Source organism: Pseudomonas hefeiensis, assembly GCF_030687835.1.
Classification (GTDB): Bacteria; Pseudomonadota; Gammaproteobacteria; order Pseudomonadales; family Pseudomonadaceae; genus Aquipseudomonas; species Aquipseudomonas hefeiensis.
Window position 1 is genome coordinate 1519987 of record NZ_CP117449.1, and the last position, 24840, is coordinate 1544826.

Below are 24840 nucleotides of genomic sequence, written 5' to 3' on the forward strand. Positions count from 1 at the left end.
AAAAACAACTATGTCACCGAGGTAAGAAAGATGAGTGCGGCTTCTCTGTATCCCGTTCGTCCCGAGGTAGCGGCTAACACGCTGACTGACGAGGCGACCTACAAGGCCATGTACCAGCAGTCGGTGGTCAACCCGGATGGTTTCTGGCGCGAGCAGGCCAAGCGCCTCGACTGGATCAAGCCTTTCACCACGGTGAAGCAGACGTCCTTTGACGATCACCATGTCGACATCAAAGTGGTTTGCCGATGGCACCTTGAACGTTTCCTACAACTGCCTCGACCGGCATCTGGCCGAGCGCGGCGATCAGATTGCGATCATCTGGGAGGGCGATGACCCTGCCGAGAGCCGCAATATCACCTATCGCGAGCTGCATGAAGAAGTCTGCAAGTTCGCCAACGCCCTGCGCGGCCAGGATGTGCATCGCGGCGACGTGGTGACGATCTACATGCCGATGATCCCCGAAGCCGTGGTCGCCATGCTGGCCTGCACCCGGATCGGCGCGATTCACTCGGTGGTGTTCGGCGGTTTCTCGCCGGAAGCACTGGCCGGCCGGATCATCGACTGCAAATCCAAAGTGGTGATCACTGCTGACGAAGGTATTCGTGCCGGCAAGAAGATCCCGCTCAAGGCCAACGTCGATGATGCGTTGACCAACCCGGAAACCAGCAGCATCCAGAAGGTCATCGTGTGCAAGCGCACCGGTGGCGGTATCAAGTGGAACCAGCACCGCGACATCTGGTACGAAGACCTGATGAAAGTGGCCGGCACCGTTTGCGCGCCGAAGGAAATGGGCGCCGAAGAGGCGCTGTTCATCCTCTACACCTCCGGTTCCACCGGCAAGCCAAAGGGCGTGCAGCACACCACCGCCGGCTACCTGCTCTATGCGGCCCTGACCCATGAGCGCGTGTTCGACTACAAGCCGGGCGAAGTCTACTGGTGCACCGCCGACGTCGGCTGGGTCACCGGCCACAGCTACATCGTCTACGGCCCGTTGGCCAATGGCGCGACCACGCTGTTGTTCGAAGGCGTGCCGAACTACCCGGACATCACCCGGGTGGCCCAGGTCATCGACAAGCATAAGGTCAATATTCTCTACACCGCGCCGACCGCCATCCGCGCGATGATGGCTTCGGGCACCGCCGCCGTCGAAGGTGCCGATGGCAGCAGCCTGCGCCTGCTGGGTTCGGTGGGTGAGCCGATCAACCCGGAAGCCTGGGACTGGTACTACAAGAATGTCGGCAAGGAGCGTTGCCCGATCGTCGACACCTGGTGGCAGACCGAAACCGGTGGCGTGCTGATCAGCCCATTGCCGGGTGCCACAGCGTTGAAGCCGGGTTCGGCCACGCGTCCGTTCTTCGGCGTGGTGCCGGCGCTGGTGGACAACCTCGGCAACCTGGTGGAAGGCGCGGCCGAAGGCAATCTGGTGATCCTCGATTCGTGGCCGGGCCAGGCGCGGACGCTGTTCGGTGACCACGACCGCTTTGTCGACACCTACTTCAAGACCTTCAGTGGCATGTACTTCACCGGTGACGGTGCGCGTCGTGACGAGGACGGCTACTACTGGATCACCGGTCGGGTGGACGACGTGCTCAACGTGTCCGGCCACCGCATGGGCACGGCCGAGATCGAAAGCGCCATGGTTGCCCACCCGAAAGTCGCCGAAGCGGCGGTGGTGGGTGTGCCGCACGACATCAAGGGGCAGGGCATTTATGTCTACGTGACCCTCAATGCCGGCGAAGAAACCAGCGAGGCCCTGCGTCTGGAGCTGAAGAACTGGGTGCGCAAGGAGATCGGTCCGATTGCCTCGCCAGATGTGATCCAGTGGGCCCCGGGCCTGCCGAAAACCCGTTCCGGCAAGATCATGCGCCGCATCCTGCGCAAGATCGCCACGGCGGAATACGATGGGCTGGGTGATATCTCTACCCTGGCTGATCCGGGTGTGGTGGCGCATCTGATCGAGACGCACAAGACCATGAATGTTGCCTGACGGTCGCCCGTAACACCGAAAAGCCCCGCCCGGTTTTGCCGAACGGGGCTTTTTTATGGTCGCGGCGCGGACCTCTGTGGCGAGGGGATTTATCCCCGCTGGGCTGCGCAGCAGCCCTAAAGCCAGGCAACTCGGTGTGCCAGACAGATTGAGTTGGCTGCCTTGGGGCTGCTGCGCAGCCCAGCGGGGATAAATCCCCTCGCCACAGGTTCGGTGTTCGAACGACCGAGTTGCCTGGCTTTTGGGGCTGCTGCGCAGCCCAGCGGGAGCAAGCTCCCTCGCCACAGGGTTTGGTGTTCGGCTGACAGGTGTTCGAATAATATCGGCGTTTAAAGTAGGAGGGGTCTGAGCGTTACCGACGTTTCCAAATGTGTAACCAAAGGCGCCATCACGGGGCGATGTGCAACGCAATGCCCCGTTTCAGGGCCTTTGCTCGCTGTTCGTGAAAGAAGGCGACACGCTGTGCTTGCCGGATTAGAAGGGTTTGCGAATAATGGGCCCGCTATTTGCAGCATGGATCGGTTCCCTTTCTTTTGCTCTTGCATGAATTTGCGGGGCTGTCAATGCGCTCAGGTCGCGTTTTCTGTGCTTCTGTAATTTGTTGTCGCATTGAAGAAATATCGGCTTCGGGCCTGTCGTTAGAATGCCGATCACTCGCTCGTCGTGAGCTGCGTTGAATTGACGCACGCTTTCTTAGGACGCAGCACTAAAGTTCGTTCCACCCATTCGCATATTGGGCTGTTGCTCACTCTGCCGTTTTTGCCCTTTCCCGATGGAGTCCCAAGATGAAGAAACTTGTGCTGCTTGGCGCCCTGGCACTGTCCGTGCTGTCCCTGTCGACATTCGCCGCAGAAAAGCCCCTGAAAATCGGTATCGAAGCGGCTTACCCTCCGTTCGCCTCGAAAGCCCCGGACGGCAGTATCGTCGGTTTCGACTACGACATCGGCAATGCGCTGTGCGAAGAGATGAAGGTCAAATGCGTGTGGGTCGAGCAGGAATTCGACGGCCTGATCCCGGCGCTCAAGGTGCGCAAGATCGACGCGATCCTGTCCTCCATGTCCATCACTGAAGATCGCAAGAAGTCCGTTGATTTCACCAACAAGTATTACAACACCCCGGCCCGTCTGGTGATGAAGGCCGGTGCCCAGGTCAGCGAAGGCCTGACCGAGCTCAAGGGCAAGAACGTCGGCGTGCAGCGCGGTTCAATCCACGAGCGCTTCGCCCGTGAAGTCCTGGCTCCACTGGGTGCCGAGATCAAGCCGTACGGTTCGCAGAATGAAATCTACCTGGACCTGTCCGCCGGCCGTCTCGACGGCACCGTGGCAGACGCTACCCTGTTGGATGACGGTTTCCTCAAGACCGACGCCGGCAAGGGCTTTGCGTTCGTGGGCCCGGCCTTCACCGATGTCAAATACTTCGGTGACGGCGTAGGCATCGCGGTTCGCAAGGGTGATGCCCTCAAGGACAAGATCAACGGCGCAATTGCCGCCATTCGCGAGAACGGCAAATACAAGCAAATCCAGGACAAGTACTTCGCCTTCGATATCTACGGCCAGTAACAACGTCCCGCCACTCGTGCGAAATGGCGCAAGCAACAGGATCTCTGCGGTTTGCGCCATTTTTTCATCCCACTCTCGAGGATCTGAATCATGTTGAAAGGCTACGGGGCTGTCATCCTCGATGGCGCATGGTTGACGCTTGAGCTCGCCTTGTCGTCCATGGCCCTGGCCATTGTCCTGGGGCTGATCGGCGTCGCGTTGCGCCTCTCGCCGGTGCGCTGGCTGGCGTGGCTGGGTGACCTGTATTCCACGGTCATTCGCGGCATTCCCGACCTTGTGCTGATCCTGCTGATTTTCTATGGCGGCCAGGACCTGCTCAATCGCGTGGCGCCGATGCTCGGTTTTGACGATTACATCGACCTGAATCCGTTGGCGGCCGGTATCGGTACCCTGGGGTTCATCTTCGGTGCGTACCTGTCGGAAACCTTTCGCGGCGCGTTCATGGCCATCCCCAAGGGGCAGGCCGAGGCGGGCATGGCGTATGGCATGAGTGGGTTTCAGGTGTTTTTCCGGGTGATGGTGCCGCAGATGATTCGTCTGGCGATTCCGGGGTTCACCAACAACTGGCTGGTGTTGACCAAGGCCACGGCGCTGATTTCGGTGGTGGGCCTGCAAGACATGATGTTCAAGGCCAAGCAGGCGGCGGATGCCACCCGCGAGCCTTTCACCTTCTTCCTGGCAGTGGCGGCAATGTACCTGGTGATTACCAGTGTCTCGTTGCTGGCATTGCGTCAACTTGAGAAGCGCTATTCGGTAGGCGTAAGGGCGGCTGATCTATGATCTTCGACTACAACGTCATCTATGAAGCCTTGCCGCTGTACTTCAGTGGCCTGCTGACCACCTTGAAGCTGCTGGCCCTGTCGCTGTTCTTCGGTCTGCTGGCGGCGTTGCCCCTGGGGCTGATGCGGGTGTCCAAGCAGCCGGTCGTCAACATGACCGCCTGGCTCTATACCTATGTGATTCGCGGCACGCCGATGCTGGTGCAGCTGTTTTTGATCTACTACGGATTGGCGCAGTTCGAAGCCGTGCGCGAGAGCTTCCTCTGGCCGTGGCTGTCCAGCGCGACCTTCTGTGCGTGCCTGGCCTTTGCCATCAATACCAGTGCCTACACCGCCGAAATCATCGCCGGCAGCCTGCGCGCCACGCCTAACGGTGAGATCGAGGCGGCCAAGGCCATGGGCATGTCACGCTACAAGCTGTATCGGCGGATTCTGCTGCCATCGGCCCTGCGCCGGGCGCTGCCGCAATACAGCAACGAAGTGATCATGATGTTGCAGACCACCAGTCTGGCCTCCATCGTGACCCTGATCGACATCACTGGGGCCGCGCGCACGGTGAATGCGCAGTACTACTTGCCGTTCGAGGCTTACATCACGGCCGGCGCTTTCTACCTGTGCCTGACTTTTATTTTGGTGCGCCTGTTCAAGCTGGCCGAGCGCCGCTGGCTGGGTTACCTGGCCCCGCGCAAGCACTGATAACGCATCGATCCGATCGACTGCTCAACGACTGACGTTTTGTGAGAACCGACCGCATGTACAAGCTCGAAGTCCAAGACCTGCATAAACGCTATGGCAGTCACGAGGTGCTCAAGGGCGTGTCCCTCAAGGCTGCCGCCGGCGATGTGATCAGCATCATCGGCTCCAGTGGCTCGGGCAAGAGTACCTTCCTGCGTTGCATCAACCTGCTTGAGCAACCCCATGCCGGCAAGATTTTGCTCAACAACGAAGAGCTGAATCTGGTGGCGGGCAAGGACGGTGCCTTGAAGGCTGCCGATCCCAAGCAACTGCAACGCATGCGTTCGCGGCTGTCGATGGTGTTTCAGCATTTCAACCTGTGGTCCCACATGACCGCGCTGGAAAACATCATGGAAGCGCCGGTGCATGTGCTGGGCGTGGCCAAGGCCGAGGCGCGCGAAAAGGCCGAGCACTACCTGAACAAGGTCGGCGTGGCGCATCGCAAGGACGCCTACCCGGGCCACATGTCCGGCGGCGAACAGCAGCGCGTGGCGATTGCCCGGGCGCTGGCGATGGAACCGGAAGTCATGCTGTTCGACGAACCGACTTCGGCCCTTGATCCGGAGCTGGTGGGCGATGTGCTCAAAGTGATGCAGGCCCTGGCGCTGGAAGGCCGGACCATGGTGGTGGTGACCCACGAAATGGGCTTTGCCCGGGAAGTGTCGAACCAACTGATCTTCCTGCACAAAGGCATCGTTGAAGAAAGCGGCAATCCGCGCGAAGTGCTGGTCAATCCGCAATCGGAGCGGCTGCAACAATTTCTTTCGGGCAGCCTCAAGTAATCGCTCCCGTTACGCGCCTGATTCAGGTCATGCTGCGCACTGTGCGCCAGATGGTCTAATTTGGTTGCAGCCGCTTTTGGCTTTAACACTGTTTTCGCTTCGGATTGCCCACCATGACTGCCCATCGAATTGGTTTCCTGATTTGGCCCAGCACTAAAGCCTTGACGCTGGCGCTGGCCGAGGAGGCCTTGCGTGTTGCTCAGCGGGTGCATCCGGATGTCGTCTACGAGCTGTCGTTCTTACAGGCTGAGCCGCAGACCGAAGGCGCCTGGCAGCTGCCGGGCGAACCCTGGGCCGGCAAGCTCGAAGGTTTCCAGAAGCTGTTTCTGCTGGCTGACGAACCACCGACCGCTCTTGCGCCACCCCTGAGCAGCGCGCTCAAACAACTGGTGCGTGCCGGTTGTGTGATTGGTGGTTTGTCCGCCGGTGTCTACCCGTTGGCCCAGTTGGGTTTGCTCGACGGTTTCCGCGCCGCCGTGCATTGGCGCTGGCAGGACGACTTTGCCGAGCGTTTTCCCAAGGTCATTGCCACCAGCCATCTGTTTGACTGGGACCGCGATCGCTTGACCGCTTGTGGTGGCATGTCGGTGCTCGATCTGTTGCTGGCGGTGCTGGCCCGCGATCACGGCGCGGAACTGGCCGGCGCGGTCTCGGAAGAACTGGTGGTCGAGCGCATCCGCGAGGGGGGCGAGCGCCAGCGCATCCCGCTGCAGAACCGTCTGGGCTCCAGCCATCCGAAGCTCACCCAGGCCGTGCTGTTGATGGAAGCCAACATCGAAGAGCCGCTGACCACCGACGAAATTGCCCAGCATGTGTGCGTGTCCCGTCGCCAGTTGGAGCGGATCTTCAAGCAATACCTCAATCGCGTGCCAAGCCAGTACTACCTGGAGCTGCGTTTGAACAAGGCCCGGCAGATGCTGATGCAGACCAGCAAATCCATCATCCAGATCGGCCTGTCCTGCGGCTTCTCCTCGGGGCCGCATTTTTCCAGTGCCTATCGCAACTTCTTCGGCGCCACGCCCCGGGAAGACCGCAACCAGCGGCGCAGCAGCAGCCCGTTCGAATTGTCGTCGGTGCCGTCCGAACGCGGCTAGGGCCGGCACCTCCTCTGTAAGGGCGGGGGTATGTAACCCTGTGGCGAGGGGATTTATCCCTGTTGGGTTGCGAAGTAACCCCAAGACAGTCAACCCAAACTATCTGGCACACCGAATTGCCTGGCTTTAGGGTTGCTTCGCAACCCAGCGGGGATAAATCCCCTCGCCACAACTGTTTTGCATGGCGAGGGAAATGTCGGCGCCGGCGCCTAAAATCCCGCGACAACGTTTAAACTGCGCCTTTGCGACCCTATTTGTCGCATTGCCATAAACCCGCTAAAAACGGGGGGTGGCGCTATAAGAAGTTGTCGCTTGGCGACAAGGCCGGGCTGAAAACTGTCCTTACAATCCCCTCATCGCTCGCCAGTTCCAGGCGGGTGTTCCTCTTCAGGAGACTCCGATGTCCGTTGAGCAAGCCGCCGTACAACGCGCCGATTTCGATCAGGTTATGGTCCCCAACTACGCGCCAGCTGCTTTCATACCTGTGCGTGGCGCCGGTTCCCACGTGTGGGACCAGTCCGGTCGCGAACTGATCGACTTCGCCGGCGGTATCGCGGTCAACGTATTGGGGCATGCGCATCCGAAACTGGTCGCCGCCCTGACCGAACAAGCCAACAAGCTGTGGCATGTGTCCAACGTCTTTACCAATGAGCCGGCCCTGCGCCTGGCCCATAAACTGGTCAATGCAACCTTTGCCGAGCGGGCTTTCTTCTGCAACTCCGGCGCCGAAGCCAACGAGGCCGCCTTCAAGCTGGCCCGTCGCGTCGCGTTCGATCGTTTCGGTAGCGAGAAGTACGAAATCATTGCCGCGCTCAACAGCTTCCACGGCCGTACGCTGTTCACCGTGAACGTGGGCGGGCAATCGAAGTACTCCGACGGGTTCGGTCCTAAAATTACCGGCATTACCCACGTTCCCTACAATGACCTGGCGGCTTTGAAAGCAGCCATTTCGGACAAGACCTGCGCCGTGGTGCTGGAGCCGATCCAGGGCGAGGGCGGCGTACTGCCGGCCGAGCTGGGTTACCTGCAAGGTGCCCGTGATTTGTGCGATGCCCACGACGCGCTGCTGGTATTCGACGAAGTGCAGACCGGCATGGGCCGTAGCGGCCATCTGTTCGCCTACATGCATTACGGCGTGGTCCCGGACATCCTCACCAGCGCCAAGAGCCTGGGCGGTGGTTTCCCGATCGCGGCAATGCTCACCACCGAAGCGTTGGCCAAGCATCTGGTGGTCGGCACCCACGGCACCACTTACGGCGGCAACCCGCTGGCGTGTGCGGTGGCCGAAGCGGTGATTGATACCGTCAATACGCCTGAAGTGCTCGAAGGCGTCAACGCCAAACACCGCAAGTTCAAGGCCCGCCTGGAGCAGATCGGCGAGAAATACGGCCTGTTCACCCAGGTGCGTGGTTTGGGGCTGCTGATCGGCTGTGTGCTGAACGACGCCTGGAAAGGCAAGGCCAAGGACATTTTCAACGCCGCCGAGCAGGAAGGCCTGATGATCCTGCAGGCAGGTCCGGACGTGATTCGTTTCGCTCCGAGCCTGGTGGTCGAAGATGCCGACATCGATGCCGGCCTGGACCGCTTCGAGCGGGCCGCGGCGAAGCTGACGCAAGCCTGATTTGTCAGGCTGAACCGGCTCTAGTGTGGGAGCGGGCTTGCTCGCGAAGAGGTCATCACATTCAACGCAAATGTTGACTGACAAATCGCCTTCGCGAGCAAGCCCGCTCCCACACTGAGTATTTTTTCTTTGTGTCGACCAATGGGTCGAACCATTTATTTCAAGTAAAGGAGTGACACCATGCTGGTGATGCGCCCCGCACAAATGGCGGATCTGGGCGAGGTACAGCGTCTGGCTGCGGACAGTCCGATCGGTGTCACTTCCTTGCCGGATGACGTGGAACGCCTGAGTGACAAGATCGCCGCGAGTGAAGCCTCATTCGCCGCCGAAGTCAGTTTCAACGGCGAAGAAAGCTATTTCTTCGTCCTTGAAGACTCCGCGACCGGCAAGCTGGTGGGTTGTTCGGCCATCGTTGCCTCGGCCGGTTATTCCGAGCCGTTCTACAGCTTTCGTAACGAGACGTTCGTTCACGCTTCCCGTGAGCTGAAGATCCACAACAAGATCCACGTGCTCTCGCAGTGCCACGACCTGACCGGTAATAGCCTGCTGACCAGCTTCTATGTGGTGCCGGAATTGGTCGGCTCGCCCTGGTCGGAACTCAATTCGCGCGGGCGCCTGCTGTTTGTCGCCAGTCATCCGGAGCGCTTTGCCGATTCGGTGGTGACCGAGATCGTCGGCTACAGCGATGAAAATGGCGATTCGCCGTTCTGGGACGCCATCGGTCGTAACTTCTTCGACCTCAACTACGCTGCCGCCGAGCGCCTGTGCGGGCTGAAGAGCCGCACCTTCCTTGCCGAGCTGATGCCGCATTACCCGATCTACGTGCCGCTGTTGCCGGACGCCGCCCAGGAAGCCATGGGCCAGGTCCATCCGCGTGCGCAGATCACCTTCGACATCCTCATGCGCGAGGGTTTCGAGACCGATCATTACATCGACATCTTTGACGGCGGCCCGACTCTGCATGCCCGCGTCTCGGGGATCCGCTCGATTGCCCAGAGCCGCGTGGTGCCGGTCAAGCTCGGCGAGCCCGTCAAGGGCGCCGGCCGGCAATACCTGGTGGCCAATGCCCAGTTGCAGGATTACCGCGCCGTTCTGCTGGAGCTCGACTACGCGCCGGGCAAGCCGGTGACCCTGGATATGGAAGCGGCCGAAGCCTTGGGCGTTGGCGAAGGTGCCAGCGTGCGCCTGGTGGCGGTTTAACGCCTTCTGGTGGCAGTTTAACGCCTTACAGCTGAGTTTCGCGGGTGGCGTAAGCGGCCCGTATGAGGAGATAGCATGATCGTTCGTCCCGTACGCAGCAGCGATTTACCCGCTCTGATTGCCCTGGCCCGTAGCACCGGCACCGGCCTGACCACCTTGCCGGCCAACGAAGAGCGCCTGGCTCATCGGGTCGGCTGGGCCGAGAAGACCTTTCGCGGCGAAGCCGGGCGTGGCGATGCGGACTACCTGTTCGTGCTCGAAGACGACGACGGTCGCGTGGTGGGCATTTCTGCCATCGCCGGGGCCGTTGGGTTGCGTGAACCCTGGTACAACTTCCGGGTCGGCCTGACGGTCAGCGCCTCTCAGGAACTGAACATCTATCGGGAAATCCCGACGCTGTTTCTGGCCAACGACCTGACCGGCAATTCCGAGCTGTGTTCGCTGTTCCTGCACGCCGACTACCGCAGTGGCCTCAATGGCCGCATGTTGGCCAAGGCACGGCTGCTGTTCATCGCCGAATTCCCGAACCTGTTCGGCAACAAGATCATCGCCGAGATGCGTGGCATGTCCGATGACAGAGGTCGCTCGCCGTTCTGGGAAAGCCTGGGGCGGCACTTCTTCAAGATGGAGTTCAGCCAGGCCGATTATCTGACTGGCGTGGGCAACAAGGCCTTCATCGCTGAGCTGATGCCCAAGTTCCCGCTGTACACCTGTTTCCTGTCGGAGGATGCCCGGGCGGTGATCGGCCAGGTCCATCCCGACACGGAGCCGGCGCTGTCGATGCTCAAGAGCGAAGGTTTCAGCTACCAGGGTTACGTCGACATCTTCGACGCCGGCCCGGCGGTTGAATGCGAAACCGGCAAGATCCGCGCGATCCGTGACAGCCAGGCACTGGTATTGGCCATCGGCACGCCGGGTGACGACGCCACGCCGTTCATCATTCATAACCGCAAACGCGAAGACTGCCGCATCACTGCCGCACCGGCGCGCTTCGCCGCGGGCACCCTGGTGGTTGATCCGCTGACTGCCAAACGTCTTCAACTCAACGCCGGCGATCAGGTGCGCGCCGTTGCGTTGTCCGCTGCTCGGGAGTCGAAATAATGAAGTCGCTGTACATCGCTGGAAGCTGGCTGGAAGGTCAGGGTGATCTCTTTGAGTCGTTGAACCCGGTGACCCAGCAAGTGCTGTGGTCGGGCAGTGGCGCCACGGCGGCGCAGGTGGAGTCGGCGGTGCAGGCCGCGCGTCAGGCCTTCCCGGACTGGGCCCGCCGCTCGCTGGATGAGCGTATCCAGGTGCTGGAGGCGTTTGCCGCTGCCTTGAAGAGCCACGCGGATGAACTGGCCCACTGCATCGGTGAAGAAACCGGCAAGCCGTTGTGGGAAGCGACCACCGAAGTCACCAGCATGGTCAACAAGGTCGCCATTTCGATTCAGAGCTACCGTGAGCGGACCGGCGAAAAAAGCGGGCCCCTGGGTGACGCCACCGCCGTGCTGCGGCACAAGCCCCACGGTGTGGTGGCGGTGTTCGGCCCTTACAACTTCCCCGGCCATTTGCCCAACGGTCATATCGTCCCGGCCTTGTTGGCGGGCAACAGCGTGTTGTTCAAACCCAGCGAACTGACCCCGAAAGTCGCTGAGCTGACGGTCAAGTGCTGGGTCGAGGCCGGCTTGCCCGCGGGCGTGCTGAACCTGCTGCAAGGCGCACGGGAAACCGGTATCGCCCTGGCGGCCGACCCGGGCATCGACGGGTTGTTTTTCACCGGCTCCAGCCGCACCGGTAACCTTTTGCATCAACAGTTTTCCGGGCGTCCGGACAAGATCCTGGCGCTGGAAATGGGCGGTAATAATCCGCTGGTGGTGGATGAGGTGGCAGACGTGGACGCGGCGGTCTACACCATCATTCAGTCGGCCTTCATTTCTGCCGGCCAGCGCTGTACCTGCGCGCGCCGCCTGTTGGTGCCAGAAGGGGCGTGGGGTGATGCCCTGCTGGCGCGCCTGGTGGCGGTCAGCTCGACGCTGGAAGTCGGCGCCTTTGATCAGCAACCGGCGCCGTTCATGGGCTCGGTGATTTCCCTGGCCGCAGCGAAGGCGCTGATGGATGCGCAAAACCATTTGCTGGGCCTGGGCGCCGTGCCGTTGTTGGCCATGACCCAACCGCAAGCCCAGGCGGCGTTGCTGACGCCGGGCATCCTGGATGTGACGACGGTGGCCGAGCGTCCTGATGAGGAGCTGTTCGGGCCGTTGTTGCAGGTGATTCGCTACTCGGATTTCGCCGCGGCAATCACCGAGGCCAACAACACCCAATATGGTCTGGCTGCGGGTCTGCTGTCGGATTCCCAGGAGCGTTATCAGCAGTTTTGGCTGCAGAGCCGTGCCGGCATCGTCAACTGGAACAAACAACTGACCGGCGCCGCCAGCAGCGCCCCGTTCGGCGGTGTTGGGGCCTCGGGCAACCATCGCGCCAGTGCTTACTATGCGGCCGATTATTGTGCGTATCCGGTGGCGTCGCTGGAGACCCCGAGCCTTGTCATGCCGGCTGCCCTGACCCCTGGTGTGCGAATGTCTTGAGACCGCCATCGCGGGCAAGCCTTGCTCCCACAGGCGCTATGCAAAACCTGTGAAGGCAAGCCTTGCTCCCACAGGAGCTATGCCAAACCTGTGAAGGCAAGCCTTGCTCCCACAGGAGCTATGCAAAACCTGTGAAGGCAAGCCTTGCTCCCACAGGCGCTATGCCAAACCTGTGAAGGCAAGCCTTGCTCCCACAGGCGTTATGCAAAACCTGTGGGAGCAAGGCTTGCCCGCGATAGCCGCGCTGCGGTGTTCGATGAACCATTACTTGATGCCTATAAAAAACAGATTCTCGTGGAGCCTCGCTGATGAAATCCTATGAAGTCAACTTTGACGGTCTAGTGGGGCCGACCCACAACTACGGCGGGCTCTCGTACGGCAACGTCGCGTCCCAGAGCAATAGCCAGCAGTCCTCCAACCCCAAGGAAGCGGCGTTGCAGGGCCTGGCGAAAATGAAAGCACTGATGGACATGGGCTTCCAGCAAGGTGTGCTGGCGCCGCAGGAGCGTCCCGATGTGGCTGCCCTGCGCCGGTTGGGCTTTGCCGGCAGCGATGCCCAGGTCATCCAGCAGGCCGCCAAAGAAGCGATGCCACTGCTGGTCGCCAGTTGCTCGGCCTCCAGCATGTGGGTGGCCAACGCCGCTACCGTCAGCCCAAGCGCCGACACAGCTGACGGCCGCGTGCATTTCACCGCCGCCAACCTGAACTGCAAATACCACCGCAGCATTGAACACCCGACCACCAGTCGCGTGCTGGGGGCGATGTTTGCCAATCAGCAGCACTTCGCCCACCACGCCGCGCTGCCGGCGGTGGCGCAGTTCGGCGACGAAGGCGCGGCCAACCACACGCGCTTCTGCCGGACCTACGGCGAGGCCGGTGTTGAATTTTTCGTGTTCGGCCGCAGCGCCTTCGATGCCCGTTTCCCCGCGCCGCAGAAGTACCCGGCACGCCAGACCCTGGAAGCGTCTCAGGCGGTCGCTCGTCTGCATGGCCTGAGGGAGGAGGGCGTGGTCTACGCCCAGCAGAACCCGTCGGTGATCGACCAGGGCGTGTTCCACAATGATGTGATCGCGGTGGGCAACGGCGAAGTGTTGTTCTACCACGAAGACGCGTTTCTCGAGACCGACCGGATGCTGGCCGAGTTGAGCAGCAAACTCGCCAAGGTCGGTGGGAAATTTCAGTCGGTGTGCGTGCCGCGTTCGGCGGTTACCGTCGATGATGCGGTACGTTCCTACCTGTTCAACAGCCAGTTGCTGTCGCGTCCCGACGGCTCGATGCTGTTGATCGTGCCGCAAGAATGCCGCGGCAACGAACGCGTCTGGCAATACCTGCAAGGCCTGACGGGCTCTGGCGGAGTGATTGGCGAAGTGAAGGTCTTCGACCTCAAGCAAAGCATGCAGAATGGCGGTGGTCCGGCTTGCCTGAGGCTGCGCGTGGCTCTCAATGAAACCGAACTGGCAGCCGTCAACCCAGGGGTTATCATGACCGCGCCGCTGTACGATTCGCTGACCCAATGGGTCGAGCGTCATTACCGCGATCGCATGACCGAAAACGACCTGGCGGACCCGCAGTTGCTGCTCGAATGCCGGGCGGCACTGGATGAGCTGACACAAATCCTTAAACTTGGTGCGGTTTATCCTTTCCAGATCAATTGAAAGCGCGCGCGACCTGACTACAGTCAAAGCAGGGCGCGTTGCCTTTTTCCCCTGACGAGAACGTAAAAACATGAGCGATACCTTGCAACTGATCCTTGAAGACACCGACGGCACCCAACTGGAAACCTCCTGCACCCGCGTTGCGGTCATGTGGCAAGGCAAAGAGGTGTGGATCCAGCAGGATGGCCGCGGTCAGTTGCTGATCGGCGTCGATGTCGAGGAAGGGGATGAGGAATACGCCAACCTGCTGTTGCGCCCATTGGCGACCAACCTGGTGAGCCTGCAACTGGAAATGGAACCGGCCGACATGGGCGACGATGATCATGTCCATGGCCCGGATTGCGGCCACGACCATTAAGGAGCCGCGCTATGCTCGCCCTCGGCAAATTGCTTGAACTGACCCTCGCCGGCCGTGAACCGGCGGAGAAGACTCAACTGACTGTCGAAGGCGTACGGATGCGCTGGCTGAGCGAGGGCGCGCTGGAGGTCAAGCCGCCCCAGGCCCGGGACAATGGCCAGGACCTGTTACTGTCAGCCGGTATCCACGGCAACGAAACCGCACCGATCGAACTGCTTGATCGGTTGCTGCACGACATCGCCCGTGGGGATCTCAAGCCACGGGCACGCATTCTGTTTCTGTTCGGCAATCCCGAGGCCATTCGTCGCGGAGAGCGTTTTGTCGAGCAGGACGTCAATCGGTTGTTCAATGGTCGCCATGAGTTGAGCGGCGGCGCCGAGGCGTTGCGGGCTTGCGAATTGGAGCGGTTGGCCGCCAGTTTCTTCAGCGCGCCGGAGCGCAGTCGCTTGCATTACGACCTGCACACCGCCATCCGGGGTTCGAAGATCGAGCAATTCGCCCTGTATCCGTGGAAGGATGGTCGCCAGCATTCACGCCGAGAACTGGCGCGCCTGCGTGCCGCCGGCATGGAAGCGGTGCTGCTGCAGAACAAGCCGTCCATTGTGTTCAGCGCGTACACCTATGACCAGTTGGGGGCCGAGTCTTTCACCCTGGAACTGGGCAAGGCCCGGCCGTTTGGGGAAAACGACGGCGTCAACGTCAGCCTGCTGGAAACCCGCCTGCAACAGATCATCGAAGGCAACGAACCCGAATCGGACGAAAGTCTGGACGGCCTGCAGCTGTTCAGCGTTGCGCGGGAAATCATCAAGCACAGCGACAGTTTCCGCCTGAACCTGCCGGCGGACATCGAGAACTTCTCGCAGCTTGGAAAAGGTTATGTGCTGGCCGAAGACATTGCCCAGACCCGTTGGGTAATCGAAGAAGAGGGCGCCCGCATCATCTTCCCCAACCCCAAGGTAAAGAACGGTTTGCGGGCCGGGATCCTGATTGTGCCGGCGACGGACGAAAACCTGGCCTGAGTCCCAAACTGATACAAGCCCTTTGTGGGAGCGAGCCTGCTCGCGATGACGGAGTGTCAGTCGCCACTGATGTCGACTGATACATCGCTATCGCGAGCAAGCCCGCTCCCACATTTGGATCTGTGACCACATTTGGATCTGTGTCTGGCCTTAAACCGCTACCGCCCGCTGCTCACTACGACGCAGCCCGCGGGTCTTGTGCAACGTATCGGCACAGGTCTTCGCCGCTTCCTGGCCCTTGTGCACAAAATGCTCAAAGAAGAACTTCTGATGTTCTTCCCCTGCGTGGAAGTGATGGGGGGTGAGTACGACCGAGAACACCGGCACTTCGGTTTCCAGCTGAACCTGCATCAGGCCGCTGATCACCGATTGGGCGACGAATTCGTGACGATAGATGCCGCCGTCCACCACCAGGCCAGCGGCGACGATGCCGGCGTAGCGGCCGGACTTGGCCAGCAGTTTGGCATGCAGCGGGATCTCGAAGGCGCCGCCGACTTCGAAGAAGTCGATATCGCTTTCCTGATAACCCTGGCTGATCATTTCGGCGACGAAGCCTTTACGGCTCTGGTCGACGATTTCCTTGTGCCAGCAGGCCTGGATGAACGCGACGCGCTCGCCCGGATGATGTTTGCTTTTGCTGTCGATTGCGGTGGGTTGCATGTTCTGGTTCCTGTTTGTGTAAAAAACAGGGCGTCATGAATCGAAGGGGATTCGAGGGGCGTCGCGCGCAGACGGTCGCAGACGGCCCTTGGGTGCCGATCCCGTTCTCTCTTCATCCGGACTATGACCGTCGGCCCCGGAATCACACCGGGTCTGCTGACCTTGACGCTGCACCGCAAAAGCCGTGTATCGCCAAGCGCTCGCGGGCTATGCACCTTGCGTGCAATTACCGCCGGTGGGGAATTGCACCCCGCCCTGAGAACGTTTCGCCGCCACTTTTTGTGACGACGGACGATCTTTAACACATAACCCCTTGTGGGAGCGAGCCGTGGGAGCAAAGCTTGCTCGCGATGGCGTCGGGTCAGGCAGTATTGATGTTGACTGACCCTCCGCTATCGCGAGCAAGCTTTGCTCCCACGGCTCGCACGCAAGGGGGTTGTTGCCCTTTCCGTTGACCGGGCTTGATTATTCCGCGCCAAGCCCGCAGTAATTACCCTTCGAAAGGGATTTTCCCCCACCTGAACCCGAGGCCAGATTCATGCGTGTTATCGATCTTCGCAGCGACACCGTCACCCAACCTTCCGCCGCCATGCTGGATGCGATGGCCAGCGCGCCGACCGGCGACGATGTGTATGGCGAAGATCCAACTGTCAATCGCCTCGAGGCCGAACTGGCCGGGCGCCTGGGCTTTGCCGCAGCGCTGTTCGTACCCACCGGCACCATGAGCAACTTGCTCGGGCTGATGGCCCATTGCGAACGTGGTGATGAGTACATCGTTGGCCAGCAGGCTCACACCTATAAATACGAAGGCGGCGGGGCGGCGGTACTGGGGTCCATCCAGCCGCAACCCCTTGAGGTGCAAGCGGACGGTTCTCTGGACCTGGAGCAAGTCGCCGCCGCGATCAAACCCGATGACTTCCACTTTGCCCGCACTCGCTTGTTGGCGCTGGAAAACACCATGCAAGGCAAGGTCCTGCCGCTGGACTATCTGGCCCGGGCCCGGCGTTTCACGCGCGAGCACGGCCTGGCGTTGCACCTTGACGGCGCGCGGCTGTACAACGCCGCGGTCAAGTTGAATGTCGATGCCCGGGAGATCACCCAACATTTCGATTCGGTGTCGGTGTGCCTGTCCAAGGGCCTCGGCGCTCCCGTTGGCTCAGTCCTCTGCGGCAGCGCTGAACTGATCGGCAAGGCGCGCCGGCTGCGCAAGATGGTGGGCGGGGGCATGCGCCAGGCCGGAATCCTGGCAGCGGCGGGGTTGTATGCCCTGGATCATCAGGTCCAGCGCCTGGCCGATGACCATGCCAATGCCCAGCGGCTTGCCGAGGGCTTGCGTGGGGCGGGGTACGAGGTCGAGCCGGTACAGACCAACATGGTCTACGTGCAGATAGGCGAGCGGGCCGAGGCCATCAAGGCGTTTGCCGACGAGCGTGGCATCAAGCTCAGCGCCGCACCACGCCTGCGAATGGTGACCCACATGGATGTCAGCGGCGCGCAAATCGACGAAGTGATCCGCTCTTTCGTCGACTTTTCCCGTAACTGACCCGCCAAGCGGTCCAATTGACCGTTTCTATCGCATAAACACGCTGTACCCCACGCGAAGGGCCGATATAATGCGGCCCTTTGCCGTTGCTTCGTCTGTTGACGTTTTGCACAGGCCTTTGGCCGCAGCCTCCGTGGAAGAACCTAATGAAAAGCGCAGAAATCCGTGAAGCCTTCCTTCGCTTCTTCGAAGAGCAAGGCCACACCCGAGTAGCCTCCAGCTCTTTGATTCCGGGCAACGACCCGACCCTGCTGTTCACCAACGCGGGGATGAACCAGTTCAAGGACTGCTTCCTGGGCCAGGAAAAACGTGCCTACACCCGTGCGGTCAGCAGCCAGAAGTGCGTGCGCGCCGGCGGCAAGCACAACGACCTGGAAAACGTCGGCTATACCGCTCGTCACCACACCTTCTTCGAAATGCTGGGTAACTTCAGCTTCGGTGATTATTATTTCAAGCGCGACGCCATCACCTTCGCCTGGACCTTCCTGACCTCCGACAAGTGGCTGAACCTGCCCAAGGAGAAGCTCTGGGTAACGGTCTACGCCACCGATGACGAGGCTTATGACATCTGGACCAAAGAGGTCGGTGTCCCGGCTGAACGCATGGTGCGCATTGGCGACAACAAGGGCGCGCCATACGCTTCCGATAACTTCTGGACCATGGGTGACACCGGCCCGTGCGGCCCTTGCACCGAGATTTTCTACGATCACGGCGCCGACATCTGGGGCGGCCCACCCGGCTCGCCGGAAGAAGATGGCGACCGCTACATCGAAATCTGGAACAACGTCTTCATGCAGTTCAACCGCACCGCCGATGGCGTGTTGCATCCGTTGCCAGCGCCGTCGGTCGACACCGGTATGGGCCTGGAGCGGATCAGTGCGGTGTTGCAGCACGTTCACTCCAACTACGAAATCGACCTGTTCCAGAGCCTGCTGAGCGCTTCGGCCAAGGCCATCGGTTGCAGCAACGACAACCAGGCTTCGCTCAAAGTGGTGGCCGACCATATCCGTTCCTGCGGCTTCCTGATTGCCGATGGTGTGTTGCCGTCCAACGAAGGTCGTGGCTATGTGTTGCGTCGGATCATTCGTCGCGCCTGCCGTCACGGCAACAAGCTGGGCGCCAAGGGCAGTTTCTTCTATCAGATCGTCGCGGCCCTGGTGGCCGAAATGGGCGAGGCCTTCCCGGAACTCAAATCCCAGCAGGCCCACATCGAGCGCGTGCTCAAGGGCGAGGAAGAGCAGTTCGCCAAAACCCTGGAGCAGGGTTTGAAGATCCTCGAGCAGGATTTGGCCGAGCTCAAGGGCAACGTGGTACCGGGTGACGTGGTGTTCAAGTTGTACGACACCTACGGTTTCCCGATGGACCTGACGGGCGACATCGCCCGCGAACGCAACCTGACCCTCGACGAGGAAGGTTTCGAGCGCGAGATGGAAGCCCAACGAGTGCGCGCGCGCTCCGCCAGCTCCTTCGGCATGGACTACAACAGCCTGGTCAAGGTTGACGTGGCCACCGAATTCACCGGCTACGCCGCCACTACCGGCTCGGCCAAGATCGTGGCTATCTATAAGGACGGGCAGTCGGTCGACATCCTGAGCGAAGGCCAGGAAGGGGTGATCGTCCTGGACCAGACGCCGTTCTACGCCGAGTCCGGCGGGCAGATCGGTGATAGCGGTTACCTGCAGGCCGGCAACTCGCGTTTCGATGTGCGTGATACCACCAAGACTGGCGGTGCATTCCTGCACCACGGCGTATTGGCCTCGGGCAGCCTGATGATCGCCGCTTCGGTAGCCGCGCATGTCGATGCTGAGGTTCGTCACGCCACCTCACTGAACCACTCGGCTACGCACTTGCTGCACGCTGCGTTGCGCCAGGTACTGGGTGAGCATGTTCAGCAGAAGGGCTCTTTGGTCGACAGTCAGCGTTTGCGTTTTGACTTCAGCCATTTCGAGGCCATCAAGCCTGAGCAACTCAAGGCGCTGGAAGACATCGTCAACGCCGAGATCCGCAAGAACTCGCCGGTCGAGACCGAAGAAACCGACATCGAGACCGCCAAGCGCAAGGGCGCCATGGCACTGTTCGGCGAGAAGTACGGCGACAGCGTGCGTGTACTGAGCATGGGCGGCGACTTCTCCGTGGAGCTGTGCGGTGGCATCCACGCCAACCGGACCGGTGACATCGGCCTGCTGAAGATCATCAGCGAAGGTGGTGTGGCTTCCGGCGTGCGTCGCATCGAAGCGGTCACCGGCGCGGCGGCCCTGGCGTACCTCAACGCCGCCGAAGAACAACTCAAGGAAGCGGCGAGCCTGATCAAGGGCAGCCGTGACAACCTGATCGACAAGCTCTCGGCTGTGCTGGAGCGCAACCGTCTGCTGGAAAAGCAACTCGAGCAGTTGCAGGCCAAGGCTGCCAGCGCCGCGGGCGACGATCTGTCGGCCCAGGCCGTGGACGTCAAGGGCGTGAAAGTGCTGGCCGTGCGTCTGGACGGTCAGGACGGCAAGGCACTGCTGGCGCTGGTCGATCAATTGAAAAACAAACTCGGCCGCGCAGTGATCCTGCTCGGCAGTGTCCATGAGGAAAAGGTCGTTCTCGTCGCAGGCGTGACCAAAGACCTGACTGGCCAACTCAAAGCCGGTGATTTGATGAAGCAGGCCGCTGCGGCAGTGGGCGGCAAGGGCGGTGGTCGTCCGGACATGGCGCAAGGCGGCGGCACCGACGCCGGCGCGCTGGACGCAGCACTGGCCCAAACCGTTGCATTTGTAGAGCAGGGTATTTAAGGCAGTGCTCCGGGGTCGCCGTCTAGTGGCGGCTCCGGTCGCTGTTGAGTGATTATTGGGCGCCCTTCATGGGCAGAGGCGGCTTTGAAATGGCTTTGATCGTACAGAAATTTGGAGGCACCTCGGTCGGCACTGTCGAGAGAATCGAACAAGTCGCCGACAAGGTTAAGAAATTCCGTGAAGCGGGCGATGACCTGGTGGTTGTGCTGTCGGCAATGAGCGGCGAGACCAACCGTCTGATCGATCTGGCCAAGCAAATCAGCGGCGACCAGCAGCCGGTTCCGCGCGAACTGGACGTGATCGTTTCCACCGGCGAGCAGGTGACCATCGCCTTGCTGGCCATGGCGCTGATCAAGCGGGGCGTGCCGGCGGTGTCCTACACCGGCAACCAGGTGCGTATCCTGACGGACAGCGCGCACAATAAAGCGCGTATTCTGCAGATCGACGATCAGAAAATTCGCGGCGACCTGAAGGCCGGTCGTGTCGTGGTGGTCGCCGGTTTCCAGGGTGTGGACGAGCACGGCAACATCACCACCCTCGGCCGTGGCGGTTCCGATACTACGGGCGTGGCGCTGGCGGCGGCGCTCAAGGCCGACGAATGCCAGATCTACACCGATGTAGATGGTGTCTACACCACCGACCCACGGGTGGTGCCTGTGGCTCAGCGCCTGGACAAGATCACCTTCGAAGAGATGCTGGAAATGGCCAGTCTCGGTTCCAAGGTGCTGCAGATCCGGGCTGTCGAATTCGCCGGCAAGTACAACGTTCCGCTGCGCGTTCTGCACAGCTTCAAAGAGGGTCCGGGCACCCTCATTACTATTGATGAAGAGGAATCCATGGAACAGCCGATCATTTCCGGCATCGCTTTCAACCGCGATGAAGCCAAGCTGACCATCCGTGGCGTGCCAGACACCCCCGGCGTGGCGTTCAAGATTCTCGGCCCGATCAGTGCCGCGAACATCGAAGTCGACATGATCGTGCAGAACGTCGCGCACGATAACACCACCGACTTCACCTTCACCGTGCACCGCAACGACTACCAGGCCGCAGAAGCCGTGCTGAAAAAGACCGCTGACGAAATTGGCGCCCGGGAAGTGGTGGGTGATACCAAGATCGCCAAGGTCTCGATCGTCGGTGTCGGCATGCGCTCTCACGCAGGCGTGGCCAGCCGTATGTTCGAATCCCTGGCCAAGGAAAGCATCAACATCCAGATGATCTCTACTTCGGAAATCAAGGTTTCCGTGGTCATCGAAGAGAAGTACCTGGAGCTGGCCGTGCGCGCCCTGCACACGGCTTTCGAACTCGACGCTGCTGCCCGACAGGGCGAGTAGGGCGTTGTCTGAGGGCGCGGTTTACCGCGCCCTTTGTTTTTCTGAAAGGCGCGTTTCAAAACTGTTCTTTTGCTCGCGCTGGTCAATACTAGGCTTGTAGGCTGCGACCGTTTCGGTTGTAGGTCCAATGCCTTTTTTTTGCAGACTGTTGTCCCTGAACTGAATTGCGTGAGGAGAAAGGTATGCTGATTCTGACTCGTCGGTGCGCAGAGAGCCTGATTATTGGCGATGGCGAAATCACCGTGACCGTGCTCGGCGTCAAAGGAAACCAAGTGCGTATTGGCGTCAACGCTCCGAAAGAGGTCGCGGTGCACCGAGAGGAAATTTACCTGCGTATCAAGAAAGAGAAGGACGACGAACCAAGCCATTAATTTTTATCGATTTTTATGTTTGCAAACGGGGATGAAGGTGGTTAATATACGCCCCGTGTTGCGGAGAGCTGGCCGAGTGGCCGAAGGCGCTCCCCTGCTAAGGGAGTACACCTCAAAAGGGTGTCGGGGGTTCGAATCCCCCGTTCTCCGCCATTATTTATTTAGTGCGACGTAATCTGGCTTTATCGGTAAGTTGTTGAAATTACTGAAAAAAGCGCTTTACAAAAAGATTCGGCGACCTATAATGCGCGGCAACAAATGCACTCGTAGCTCAGCTGGATAGAGTACTCGGCTACGAACCGAGCGGTCACAGGTTCGAATCCTGTCGAGTGCACCATTTAAGAGTTTTTTGCAGTGATGCAAATAACTTGGCTTCAACCAGTTGTGATCTGGTATAAAACCACAACTTGCACTCGTAGCTCAGCTGGATAGAGTACTCGGCTACGAACCGAGCGGTCACAGGTTCGAATCCTGTCGAGTGCACCAAACACCAAAAAGCCCGCGTTAAACGCGGGCTTTTTGCTGTCTACGATTTGCCTTTCACACACCCTTTCTCATCGAATACGACCTCTGCGCTGCGGCCTTTTTTCGCTTTATAAGTATATCGAGTACTCGAATTCCGGATTTTGACCGAGTCCGGTTTGCCCAGAGCGCTTTCCACGTCCTGCTGGCTCATGCCGCTAATGATTCGCTGGTTAATGATCGCTTCGCGGCGTTGCCTGGCGGTGAGCAGATTCCTGCAGCGGTCTTCAAGCTGGCCGACAACAGTCGGTTCCTTGCGCTTGGCTTTGTTGCCGGATGTTTGCCGAAACTCCGCTTCGGGCAGCATGGCCTCTGTCATCGGCGCGGTCCTGCCCGGGTTGATCGGGTGGATCTGCTGAAGTGACAGGGTCTCACCCGGGCGGCAACTCAGGGTGGTGAAGGTCACGTGCCCGGCGGTACTTTCACAACGATGCACGCTTTGCCCGGTAGCCGCCAAAGGCAGGCAGGGCAGGGCGGCGAATAAAAACAGGTAGCGACGGACAGGCATCCTGACGTCCTCCTTGACGGTGAAGAAGAGAAGGTTAGCCGCTACATTTTTACCCGGGCGTGTGTTTTCTTTTCAGGATAAGTCGTCGTAGGCATAGAGGTTCAATCTGCGTTCAGGTATGTCTCGCAAGCGCTTGTTCTTGCCATGATTTTTTAACGTTTAAAAGTGTCAAGCGGTGTATGATTGCGCCCGTCAGCCCCGCCGGGGCTTGTGGAATATCCCATGGACTTACCCAGTAGTTACTCAATATCCCGTTTCACCAATCATGAACTGACTGATTGATCCTTCCGGCGTGCTCCACTGCTGGGAGTGGAGTTCGCCTATGACCGAAATAGAAGTAAAAAAAACGCAGGAAAGCCTTCAGGATCGCCTTGCTCAAGTCGTTGAGCTGCTGCATCGCCAGCGGGTGGTCGAAGACCTGACGCATCGCCAGGAAGGCCCGCATCACGACCTGGTCGAGAACCTGGTCCACCGGCAGAACCTCGTCGAGCTGCAACGCAAGCTCGATGACCTGCACTCCGCCGACGTCGCCTACATCCTTGAAGCCTTGCCGCTGGAAGAGCGTCTGACGGTCTGGCAGTTGGTCCAGGCTGATCGTGACGGTGACATCCTGCTTGAAGTGTCCGACTCGGTTCGTGAAACCCTGATCGCTGACATGGATGATCACGAGCTGCTGGCGGCGGCCAAGGAAATGGACGCCGACGAACTCGCCGACCTTGCGCCCGAATTGCCACGGGACGTTATCCACGAACTGATGGAAACCCTCGACGGCCAACAGCGTGAGCGCGTGCGTTCGGCGTTGTCCTATGACGAGGAGCAGGTCGGTGCGCTGATGGACTTCGAGATGGTGACCATCCGTGAGGATGTCAGTCTTGAAGTGGTATTGCGTTACCTGCGCCGTCTCAAGGAGCTGCCGGGGCATACCGACAAGCTCTTCGTGGTCGATTACGACGGTGTGCTTAAGGGCGTGCTGCCTATCAAGCGATTGCTCGTCAATGATCCGGAAAAGCAGGTAGCCGAGGTCATGGCCAGTGACCCGGTGAGTTTTCACCCGGACGAGGATGCCTACGATGCGGCCCAGGCGTTCGAACGTTACGATTTGATTTCTGCACCCGTTGTCGACAAGAACGGTAAGTTGATCGGCCGTCTGACCATTGACGAAATGGTCGACCTGATTCGTGAGGAGAGCGAAAGCGAAGTCCTCAACATGGCCGGTCTGCGTGAAGAGGAAGACATCTTCGCCTCGGTCTGGAAGTCCCTGCGTAACCGTTGGGCCTGGCTGGCGGTCAATTTGGTCACGGCTTTTATTGCGTCCCGGGTCATCGGTCTGTTCGAAGGCTCCATCGAAAAACTGGTAGCCCTCGCGGCGCTGATGCCTATCGTTGCGGGGATTGGCGGCAACTCCGGTAACCAGACCATTACCATGATTGTCCGCGCCATGGCGCTGGATCAGGTCAGTACCGGCAATACGTCGCGGTTGATGCGCAAGGAACTGGCCGTGGGCTTGATCAACGGTCTGGTTTGGGGGGGCGTAATCGGCGTGGTGGCGTACCTGCTGTATGGCAGTTGGTCACTGGGAGTGGTCATGACCGCCGCGATGACGCTCAACTTGCTGTTGGCGGCCTTGATGGGGGTATTGATTCCCATGACCCTGGCTCGATTGGGACGTGACCCCGCCATGGGGGCCAGCGTGATGATTACCGCCATGACCGACAGCGGCGGGTTCTTCATTTTCCTGGGGTTGGCGACGATTTTCCTGCTCTGATTCGCGCCTC

The 24840-nt window shown here is 60.1% G+C and carries 19 protein-coding genes, 3 tRNA genes, 1 pseudogene and 1 riboswitch; of the genes and pseudogenes, 21 read left to right on the plus strand and 2 right to left on the minus strand.

All coding sequences use genetic code 11. The features are described from left to right. The first annotated feature begins 30 nt into the window (after nt 1-30). The 13 genes and pseudogenes from acs to astE all read left to right on the plus strand — a co-directional run bounded on the left by acs (nt 31) and on the right by astE (nt 15356). A pseudogene (gene acs, locus PSH57_RS06585) lies at nt 31-1987 on the plus strand (acetate--CoA ligase). A gap of 785 nt (nt 1988-2772) precedes the next feature. Continuing rightward, the gene (locus PSH57_RS06590; protein ID WP_305388607.1) at nt 2773-3546 is read left to right on the plus strand and encodes an ABC transporter substrate-binding protein; all 774 of its coding nucleotides are present in this window, start codon (nt 2773-2775) and stop codon (nt 3544-3546) included. Between the two features lie 90 nt (nt 3547-3636). Then, the gene (locus tag PSH57_RS06595; RefSeq protein ID WP_305388609.1) at nt 3637-4326 is read left to right on the plus strand and encodes an ABC transporter permease; all 690 of its coding nucleotides are present in this window, start codon (nt 3637-3639) and stop codon (nt 4324-4326) included. Next, the gene (locus PSH57_RS06600) at nt 4323-5021 is read left to right on the plus strand and encodes an ABC transporter permease (RefSeq protein WP_256231233.1); all 699 of its coding nucleotides are present in this window, start codon (nt 4323-4325) and stop codon (nt 5019-5021) included. The genes PSH57_RS06595 and PSH57_RS06600 overlap by 4 nt, the downstream gene beginning before the upstream one ends. A 56-nt stretch (nt 5022-5077) precedes the next feature. After that, on the plus strand, nt 5078-5842 hold the full coding sequence (locus tag PSH57_RS06605) for an ABC transporter ATP-binding protein (RefSeq protein ID WP_256231232.1): 765 nt from the start codon (nt 5078-5080) through the stop codon (nt 5840-5842). A gap of 113 nt (nt 5843-5955) precedes the next feature. Continuing rightward, a complete protein-coding gene (argR, locus tag PSH57_RS06610) occupies nt 5956-6936 on the plus strand; it encodes a transcriptional regulator ArgR (RefSeq protein WP_305388610.1) in 981 nt (326 codons plus the stop codon). Nucleotides 6937-7336: 400 nt separating this feature from the next. Beyond that, nucleotides 7337-8557: an aspartate aminotransferase family protein gene (locus PSH57_RS06615; protein ID WP_305388611.1), complete on the plus strand. Its 1221-nt coding sequence runs from the start codon at nt 7337-7339 to the stop codon at nt 8555-8557. 180 nt (nt 8558-8737) lie between these two features. Further along, nucleotides 8738-9757 carry an arginine/ornithine succinyltransferase subunit alpha gene (gene aruF / locus PSH57_RS06620; RefSeq protein WP_305388613.1) on the plus strand — a complete coding sequence of 340 codons (1020 nt, stop codon included), beginning with the start codon at nt 8738-8740 and terminating at the stop codon, nt 9755-9757. Nucleotides 9758-9832: 75 nt separating this feature from the next. Continuing rightward, complete coding sequence (gene astA, locus PSH57_RS06625) at nt 9833-10858, plus strand: arginine N-succinyltransferase (protein ID WP_256231228.1); 1026 nt, start codon at nt 9833-9835, stop codon at nt 10856-10858. After that, entirely contained in the window at nt 10855-12324 is a 1470-nt protein-coding gene (astD, locus tag PSH57_RS06630; protein ID WP_305390313.1) for a succinylglutamate-semialdehyde dehydrogenase, read from the plus strand. The genes astA and astD overlap by 4 nt, the downstream gene beginning before the upstream one ends. Nucleotides 12325-12632: 308 nt before the next feature. After that, the gene (gene astB, locus PSH57_RS06635) at nt 12633-13979 is read left to right on the plus strand and encodes an N-succinylarginine dihydrolase (protein WP_305388614.1); all 1347 of its coding nucleotides are present in this window, start codon (nt 12633-12635) and stop codon (nt 13977-13979) included. A gap of 70 nt (nt 13980-14049) precedes the next feature. After that, complete coding sequence (locus PSH57_RS06640) at nt 14050-14337, plus strand: topoisomerase II (RefSeq protein WP_092392973.1); 288 nt, start codon at nt 14050-14052, stop codon at nt 14335-14337. An 11-nt stretch (nt 14338-14348) separates the two neighbouring features. Then, nucleotides 14349-15356: a succinylglutamate desuccinylase gene (gene astE, locus PSH57_RS06645; RefSeq protein WP_305388617.1), complete on the plus strand. Its 1008-nt coding sequence runs from the start codon at nt 14349-14351 to the stop codon at nt 15354-15356. A gap of 150 nt (nt 15357-15506) precedes the next feature. Here the strand turns inward: astE and PSH57_RS06650 are convergent, their stop codons facing one another. Beyond that, on the minus strand, nt 15507-16016 hold the full coding sequence (locus tag PSH57_RS06650) for a 6,7-dimethyl-8-ribityllumazine synthase (protein ID WP_256231224.1): 510 nt from the start codon (nt 16014-16016) through the stop codon (nt 15507-15509). 99 nt (nt 16017-16115) lie between these two features. After that, nucleotides 16116-16283: riboswitch (FMN riboswitch) on the minus strand. Between the two features lie 271 nt (nt 16284-16554). Here PSH57_RS06650 and ltaE point away from each other — a divergent pair. The 7 genes from ltaE to PSH57_RS06685 all read left to right on the plus strand — a co-directional run bounded on the left by ltaE (nt 16555) and on the right by PSH57_RS06685 (nt 22521). Next, a complete protein-coding gene (gene ltaE / locus PSH57_RS06655; protein ID WP_305388618.1) occupies nt 16555-17559 on the plus strand; it encodes a low-specificity L-threonine aldolase in 1005 nt (334 codons plus the stop codon). A 146-nt stretch (nt 17560-17705) separates the two neighbouring features. Next, nucleotides 17706-20333, plus strand: coding sequence for an alanine--tRNA ligase (alaS, locus tag PSH57_RS06660; protein WP_305444853.1), 2628 nt, complete (start codon nt 17706-17708; stop codon nt 20331-20333). An 89-nt stretch (nt 20334-20422) separates the two neighbouring features. Further along, on the plus strand, nt 20423-21664 hold the full coding sequence (locus tag PSH57_RS06665) for an aspartate kinase (protein ID WP_047228775.1): 1242 nt from the start codon (nt 20423-20425) through the stop codon (nt 21662-21664). Between the two features lie 182 nt (nt 21665-21846). Next, on the plus strand, nt 21847-22035 hold the full coding sequence (gene csrA, locus PSH57_RS06670; RefSeq protein WP_003178872.1) for a carbon storage regulator CsrA: 189 nt from the start codon (nt 21847-21849) through the stop codon (nt 22033-22035). 62 nt (nt 22036-22097) lie between these two features. Next, nucleotides 22098-22188 (plus strand) — tRNA-Ser (locus PSH57_RS06675). Between the two features lie 107 nt (nt 22189-22295). Further along, nucleotides 22296-22372: transfer RNA gene (locus PSH57_RS06680), tRNA-Arg, on the plus strand. Between the two features lie 72 nt (nt 22373-22444). After that, nucleotides 22445-22521 (plus strand) — tRNA-Arg (locus PSH57_RS06685). A gap of 40 nt (nt 22522-22561) precedes the next feature. On the opposite strand, the gene PSH57_RS06690 is transcribed toward PSH57_RS06685, so the two are convergent. Further along, nucleotides 22562-23065, minus strand: a complete 504-nt coding sequence (locus PSH57_RS06690) for a cell envelope protein SmpA (protein ID WP_305388620.1) — start codon at nt 23063-23065, stop codon at nt 22562-22564. 322 nt (nt 23066-23387) lie between these two features. Between PSH57_RS06690 and mgtE the strand changes: the two genes are divergently transcribed. After that, nucleotides 23388-24830, plus strand: a complete 1443-nt coding sequence (gene mgtE / locus PSH57_RS06695) for a magnesium transporter (protein WP_256231219.1) — start codon at nt 23388-23390, stop codon at nt 24828-24830. Nucleotides 24831-24840: the final 10 nt, after the last annotated feature.